Here is a 7265-nt window from a genome sequence, read left to right on the forward strand (position 1 = left end):
CGCAGCACCCCGAGCCGCCACCCCTGTGGATAACCCGCGCCGCCCCGAGCCAACAGCCCTGGCCTGCGCGAACGCGACGCCCATCGCCCCGCCGGCGCCGACCGCGCCCGTCACCACCAGGCGCCACCGGCCGTCACCCCGGGTAGACCGGAGCCGTACCTTCCTTCCCCACCAGCTTCCAGTTGGTGTCCGGCAACAGCCGTACGATCCCGCCGTCGCCCTCGGCGACCAGCGCCTGCGCCTTGCCCGGGTTCTCCGAGGCGGCCACGCCCCGCACCCCCGTGATCCCCGGCAGGCCGGAGCCATTGGCCTGCGAACCGTCCGTCTCGACGTACTGGAGCTGCTGGAGCCCGCCCTGCTCGTTGCCGGCCACCAGCAGCCGGCTCGCGCCCGCCCAGGAGACGGCGTTGACGTCCACCAGCCGGGGCGCCACGTTCCGCAGCTCCTGCACCGACAGACCGGTATGACCAGCGCCGCCCCGCCGCTCGACCCTGCCGAGCCGCAGCACCGTATGGTCGCCCTTCGTCACCAGCAGCGCGATGCGCACACCGTCCGCGGCGATCCGCAACCCGGTGATCCGCCCGCCGTCCAGCCCGGGCACCTGGATCTCCTCCGGAGCGCCCGTGCCCCCGGGCAACCGCAGCAGCCTCGGCCTGTCCGCGTCCTGGTCCGCGACCCACAGGTCGCCCAGCCCGTCCCAGCTCGGCGCCGTCAGCCCCGTCCTGGCGCCCGTACCGCCGCGCACCGTCAGCCGGGCCTCGCCCAGCGGCGCACCCGCCTGCAGCGAGGCGACGTACAGGGCCTGCCCGTTGGCCGACACACCCGCCGCACGGCGCTCCGCGCGGTCCACCGCCACCGAGCGCAGCGGAGCCGAACCGTCCGCGCCCAGCGGACCGGCGACCCGGCGCGCCTCGTCGTCCCCGTCGGCCAGGCTCACCATCCGGTGCTGGCCGTCGACGAAGTACTGCCGGTCGGGCCGCCCGGAGGTCAGGTCCGGCGCGTAGTAGCGCGCCTGCTCCTTGCCGAGCACGCACAGCCTGGAGCCGTCCTTGCGCTGGAGCGTCACATCGGTGGCCTTGGCCGACTCCTGCACGGTGTAGAGGAGCTGCGCGGCCATCCGCAGGCACTGGTCCTGGTTGGCGCCGGCGACCTTGTCGTTCAGCCGCACCTTCAGGCCGTTGGAGTCGTCGATGGACAGCCGCTGGTCCTCCAGCCGCGTACCCGTGGGGAAGGCGGTGGCGGCGACCGGGTCCAGCCATGACGTCGGCCCGTCCAGCAGCGCCTTCACCGTCGACGTCACCGGGTCTATCCGCTTGCGCAGATACACGGGGTCGGCGACGAGCACCTCGCGGGACTTCCCCGCGCCGCTCGCGCCCTGCCCCAACTCGGCAAAGTAGTACTTATTGACCGACCGGTAGATGCGCTGGAAGTCGGCCACCCCGAGCACCAAGCCCGGCTCCAGCCCGTCGATGCGCCACTCGCCATCCTCACGCGCCATGTGCAACTGGGTCTTGAACTCGCCCTCGTCCGGCTTGTAGGCGTGCCTGGCGTCCACCGTCGCGACCCGCCGGCCCGTCAGCGTCACGGTGTACCCCGGCTCGCGGTCGCCGCCGGTGCGCTCGACCCGCACCTGGGGCGTCTGCGACAGCACCGTCGTGGGCGCCGACGGATCCCAGCGGCCCCGCATGCCCTTCGCCAGGTACTGCCGGGCCGTCTCGTAGTCCGTGTCGTCGCTCGTCGTCGCCTCTAGGAAGCCCATGACGAGCTCCAGCGGCTGCTCGTTCTTGCGCGGTGCCACGCCATAGACCCGCACCTGCGCGTCGGCGTCGGCGCGCTGCTGCGGGGAGTCGACCGACTTCACCTCGCCGCCGTCGGGCATCGACGCGCAGCCGGCCAGCAGCGCGCCGCCGACCAGCACGGCGCCCGCACCGGCGAACCGTCGCCTCGGGCGGGTCTCCTTACGCCTGACCGTCACGGTCGCCTCCGGTCCCGCTTCCGCCGCCCTCGGCGTCGGCGTCGGCCTCCTCGATCTCGCGACCTTCCCGGCCATCGGCCCGACGGGCCGTCGTGTCACCGGCACGGTCACCACTCTTCTCACCACCGAGCGCCCCTCCGGGACGCGTCACCACCCGCGCGCCGCTGCCCGGCAGCGCGGTGGGATCGACTGACGGAGGCACGTTTCTGCCGTGCGCCGGTACGGGCGACCCCGCGCCGGGCACGGGCGCACCCCGCCCCGGTAGCGCTGGCGGCAGCCCGGACGCCTCCACCCCGCGGTTGCGCCGCGAGTCCTCGGGCTCCAGCGGAACCGGCGAACCGCGCAGGGGCTCGCCCGCCGTGCGCGGCAGCGTCAGCCGGAACTGCGAACCACCGCCCGGCTCGCCCCACGCCTGCAGCCAGCCACCGTGCAGCCGCGCGTCCTCCACCGCGATCGACAGGCCCAGGCCCGTACCGCCGGTCGTCCGCGCGCGGGCGGGATCGGCGCGCCAGAAGCGGTTGAACACCCGGGTGGCCTCGCCGGGCTTGAGTCCCACGCCGTAGTCGCGCACCGCGACCGCGACCGCGCCCCCGGCCACTCCCAGCCGGATGACCACGTCCCGGCCCTCGCCGTGCTCCACGGCGTTGACCACGAGATTGCGCAGCACCCGCTCGATCCGGCGGGCGTCCGCCTCGGCGATGACGGGCTGCTCGGCGCCGCGCACCAGCAGCCGGCTCCCCTTGCGGTCGGCGAGCGGCAGAGCGCCCTCGACCACCCGGTTCACCACGTCGCGCAGATCGATCGGCTCGGCCTCCAGCGCCGCCGCGCCCGCGTCGAACCGGCTGATCTCCAGCAGGTCCGCGAGCAGCGACTCGAACCGGTCCAGCTGTCCGAACAGCAGCTCTGCCGAACGCGCGGTCACCGGATCGAAGCTGTCGCGCGCCTCGTGGATGACGTCGGCCGCCATCCGTACGGTCGTCAGCGGCGTCCTCAGCTCGTGCGAGACGTCCGAGACGAACCGCCGCTGCATCCGTGAGAGCTCCTCCAGCTGCTGGATCTTCACCTGGAGGGTCTGGGCCATCTTGTTGAAGGCCTCACCCAGACGTGCGATGTCGTCCTCACCGGTGACCTTCATCCGCTCCTGGAGCACACCCGCCGCGAGCCGCTCGGAGATGCTCGCGGCCATCCGCACGGGCGTGACGATCTGCCGCACCACCAGCCAGGCGATGGCGCCCAGCAGCACCACCACGAACACCCCGGCCGTGGTCAGCGTGCCCTTCACCAGGCTGAGTGACTTCTCCTCCTGCGTGAACGGGAAGAGGTAGTACAGCTGGTACGGCTTGCCGTTGACGTCGTAGAGCCGCTTGCCGACGATCAGCGCCGGCTCGCCCTCGTCGGAGGCGCTCCGCTTGATCGTCCCGGGCTTCTCGAACGTGCCCGTCCGGCTGTCCAGCTGCCTGCGCAGATCCGCCGGGACACTGCGCTCCGGGTCGATGTCCCCGGAGGCCCTCGGCCCCCGCGTCCCGCCCACGTACGTCGTGTCGCCGTCGCCCGCGCTGAGCGCCACCACGTGGTAGACGCCCTGCCCACCGCTGGCGAGCTGCTGCACCAGCGCCGTCAGCCACGCACCGGAGTCGGGCGTGCCCCGGGCACCGGACTGGGCGCCGTCCTGACCGCGATCGGCACCGGCGGCGTCCGCGGCGTCGCGCGCCGCCTTGAAACCGCCCTCGGCCTGGCTCTGCGAGGCGTGCTTCTTGGCGTCCAGCAGACCGTTGCGGACCTGCCCGATGACGACCACACCGAGCAGCAGCACCACACCCAGCGACATCAGCAGGGTGGTCGCCACCACGCGCAGCTGGATGTTGCGCCGCCACAGGCGCATCGCGGGCAGCAGCGGCCTGCGCACCCAGCGCGCGTACAGCCGCAGCACCGGGTGGACCGGCGCCGAGCCGGCGCCGTCCGACAGCAGCCTGCCGGCCCGCCAGAGACGCCGGAGGAGCGATATCCCCCCGCCCGCGTCCACGGGCCGCCCCGCGTCCCGCTCCGGAGCGGCACCGTCACCCGACACGTCAGCTGGGTCCGGCCTTGTAGCCCACACCACGGACGGTCACCACGATCTCCGGCCGCTCGGGGTCCTTCTCGACCTTCGAGCGCAGCCGCTGGACGTGCACGTTCACCAGCCGCGTGTCGGCGGCGTGGCGATAGCCCCAGACCTGCTCGAGCAGCACCTCACGGGTGAAGACCTGCCACGGCTTGCGCGCCAGCGCCACCAGCAGGTCGAACTCGAGCGGCGTCAGCGCGATCGACTGGCCGTCGCGCTTCACCGAGTGCCCCGCGACATCGATGATCAGATCACCGATGGTCAGCTGCTCCGGTGCCGGCTCCTCCGACCTGCGCAGCCGCGCCCGGATACGGGCCACCAGCTCCTTGGGCTTGAACGGCTTGACGATGTAGTCGTCCGCACCGGACTCCAGCCCGACCACCACGTCGACCGTGTCGCTCTTGGCGGTCAGCATCACGATCGGCACCCCGGACTCGGCGCGGATCAGCCTGCACACCTCAATGCCATCACGGCCGGGCAGCATCAGATCCAGCAAAACAAGATCGGGTTTGGCCTCACGAAAAGCGGCGAGCGCCTTGTCGCCGTCCGCCACGAACGACGGCTCGAAACCCTCACCACGAAGCACGATTCCGAGCATCTCGGCCAGTGCGGTGTCGTCATCGACGACAAGAACGCGTCCCTTCATATCGACATCATCCCATTACCCGATCGTGACCTGGCACACAGCTCTGCCAGACCCGCCTCCGTCACGGGCGAAACAACCCCGTTTTCCGTGACAATGGCGGTCACCAACTCCGGCGGTGTGATATCGAACGCAGGGTTGTAGGCCTGTGTACCCAGGGGCGCCACCGGGTTTCCGGAAACGCTTCCCGGGAACTCCGTGACCTCGTACCCGGGCCGCTGCTCCACCTCGATCGCGGCGCCGTCGCTGGTCCCGAGATCGACCGTCGTGGTCGGCGCGACGACGATGAACGGCACATGGTGATAGCGGGCGAGCACCGCCAGCGGATAGCTGCCCACCTTGTTCGCCACCGACCCGTCCGCCGCCACCCGGTCCGCGCCGATCAGCACCGCGTCGACCTCACCCGCCGAGAACAGCGAACCCGCCGCGTTGTCGGACAGCAGCGTGTACGGCATTCCGGCCCGGGCCGCCTCGTACGCGGTCAGCCGGGCCCCCTGCAGCAGGGGACGCGTCTCGTCCACCCACAGCCGCCGCAGCTCCCGCACCCGGTGCGCCGCGCCCGCCACGGCGAAGGCGGTGCCCTCGCCCCCGGAGACCAGGGCGCCCGTGTTGCAGTGGGTCAGGAGGCGATACCCGCCCCCGGGCAGCAGCTCCTCCAGCAGCTCCAGGCCGTGCGCGGCCATACGGGCGCTGGCGTCCGCGTCCTCCTGGTGCAGGGCGCGGGCCTCGGCGAGGGCGGCGGCGGCCGCCTGAAGCCCGTCGGCACCGCTTCCGACGGCCGTACGGTACGCCGCCAGCGCGCGCCGCACCCCGTAGCCGAGGTTCACGGCGGTCGGGCGGGCGTGGGCGAGCATTTCGGCGGCCTCCTCCACGTCGAAGCCGCGGACGGCCGCGAGGGCGAGGCCGTACGCGCCCGCGACGCCGAGGAGCGGGGCGCCGCGCACGGCGAGCGCTCGTATCGCCTCGATCAGCGCGGGGACGTCGGTACAGACCAGCTCGATCTCTTCCGTGGGCAGCCTCCGCTGGTCGAGGAGGACGAGCACGGGTCCCTCGGGCAGCTCCTCCCAGCGCAGGGCCGGGACGGAGGATCCGGTGCCGGACGCGGATGCCGCGTACTGATCAGCCATTGGTCCAGTCTGCCCCGCCCACACCAACTATTGAAGGCCTCCCCTGACGGCCTCCCCCTTACGAGCCCCTACGAGCCGCTCGGGCGCTTGCCGCCTCGCACGCGCTTACTGACACGATGGCTGACCGGTAAACCGCTCGGACGGGCCGCTGGACGGCGAACACGGGCATCAGAGGGAGCTACAGGAGAAACAGAGGATGAACGACTCTCCGGACCGCACCCCGCAGGGCCGGGGCCGCGCCCGGGCCAACAGCGGAAGCGGCGACGGCAGTGGCAACGGCAGTGACGGCGGGCACTGGGGCAACAGCGGCGGCTGGGGCGGTGGTGGCGGCAGTGGCAACGGCACTCGTAACGGAAGTGGCGGCTGGGGTGGCCAACAGTGGAGTCCGCCACCTCCGCCGGCTCCCCAGCCCGGCGTCGTGCCCCTGAGGCCCCTCGGTGTGGGCGAGATCCTGGACGGCGCTGTCAGCACGACGCGCCTGTACTGGCGGACGGTCCTCGGCGTCTCCGCGGCCGTCGCCCTCGGTACCCAGGCGGCCGGGACCACGGTAACGGGGCTGTGGTTCCGCGACGTGGCGGGCCTGAACAAGCTCGCCGACCCGGGCACAGCGGACCTTCATGAGGTGCTGGACGCCATCGGCAAGTCCCTGGGCAGCCTGACCGTCGCCTCACTGGTCGGGCTGGTGGGCACGATCATCGCGAGCGCCATGCTGACGGTCGTCGTGAGCCGCGCCGTGCTGGGCCGGCCCGCCTCCGTGGGCGACGCCTGGCGCGAGGCCCGGCCCCGGCTGCTCGCTCTGACGGGGCTGTTCGTCCTGCTTCCCGTGCTCATGGCGGCGGCGTTCGCGGTGGGCCTGGTCCCGGGGCTGCTGGTCGCCGCGGGTTCCGACGCGGGGATTTCCGGTGACCTGAGCGGTGACAGTGCGGGCCTGCTGGGCCTCGGCGGGCTCGCCGGCATGGCGACGGCGGCCTGGCTGTGGGTCCGCTACAGCCTCGCGGCGCCGGCGCTCATGCTCGAAAAGCAGGGCGTCATCAGCGCTATGCGTCGCTCGGCGAAGCTTGTTCGGGGTGCGGGCTGGCGGATCTTTGGAATACAGGTTCTGGCCGCCTTTATCGTTTTCATGATCGGTTCAATGGCGCAGATACCGACGAGTCTCATTGACGGGATCGTGACCGGTGAATCCACCATGGATCATTTGACGTGGACGTCTTTGATCATCAATGGCATCGGTGCGGCGATCGGTTCCGCGCTGGCACTGCCGATCACTGCCGGCGTGACCGCGCTGCTGTATATGGATCAGCGGATCCGTCGCGAGTCGCTTGATATCGAGCTCGCGCGTGCTGCGGGTATGTGAGACCTGAGCTTTTCCCTGGGTGGGCGTCTTGAGGATGCCCATCCAGGGGGCAGAGGGGCAGGATC

General features: G+C 71.9%; 5 protein-coding genes. 1 reads left to right on the forward strand and 4 read right to left on the reverse strand.

The features are described from left to right. Nucleotides 1–133: 133 nt before the first annotated feature. Genes ACX9I7_RS28280 through mtnA form a run of 4 tightly spaced genes read right to left on the reverse strand, consistent with a single transcriptional unit; the run spans nucleotide 134 to nucleotide 5846 of the window. A complete protein-coding gene (locus ACX9I7_RS28280; protein WP_387575206.1) occupies nucleotides 134–1975 on the reverse strand; it encodes an LpqB family beta-propeller domain-containing protein in 1842 nt (613 codons plus the stop codon). Then, nucleotides 1959–4043 (reverse strand): MtrAB system histidine kinase MtrB, encoded by a 2085-nt coding sequence (mtrB, locus tag ACX9I7_RS28285; protein WP_387575208.1) that lies wholly within the window; start codon nucleotides 4041–4043, stop codon nucleotides 1959–1961. Before mtrB ends, ACX9I7_RS28280 begins: the two co-directional genes overlap by 17 nt. A 1-nt stretch (nucleotide 4044) precedes the next feature. Further along, nucleotides 4045–4722, reverse strand: coding sequence for a two-component system response regulator MtrA (gene mtrA / locus ACX9I7_RS28290; RefSeq protein WP_126914414.1), 678 nt, complete (start codon nucleotides 4720–4722; stop codon nucleotides 4045–4047). Continuing rightward, entirely contained in the window at nucleotides 4719–5846 is a 1128-nt protein-coding gene (gene mtnA, locus ACX9I7_RS28295) for an S-methyl-5-thioribose-1-phosphate isomerase (RefSeq protein ID WP_459388917.1), read from the reverse strand. The genes mtrA and mtnA overlap by 4 nt, the downstream gene beginning before the upstream one ends. Nucleotides 5847–6285: 439 nt before the next feature. On the opposite strand from mtnA, the gene ACX9I7_RS28300 reads away from it, so the two are divergent. Continuing rightward, on the forward strand, nucleotides 6286–7200 hold the full coding sequence (locus tag ACX9I7_RS28300; RefSeq protein WP_387575212.1) for a glycerophosphoryl diester phosphodiesterase membrane domain-containing protein: 915 nt from the start codon (nucleotides 6286–6288) through the stop codon (nucleotides 7198–7200). Nucleotides 7201–7265 lie beyond the last annotated feature (65 nt).

It is taken from the genome of Streptomyces sp. L500, assembly GCF_054551825.1.

Excerpts from the sequence above, each read along its gene's own strand:
- mtrA (WP_126914414.1), bottom strand. The coding sequence starts at position 4,722 with ATGAAGGGACGCGTTCTTGTCGTCGATGACGACACCGCACTGGCCGAG.
- mtnA (WP_459388917.1), bottom strand. The coding sequence starts at position 5,846 with ATGGCTGATCAGTACGCGGCATCCGCGTCCGGCACCGGATCCTCCGTC.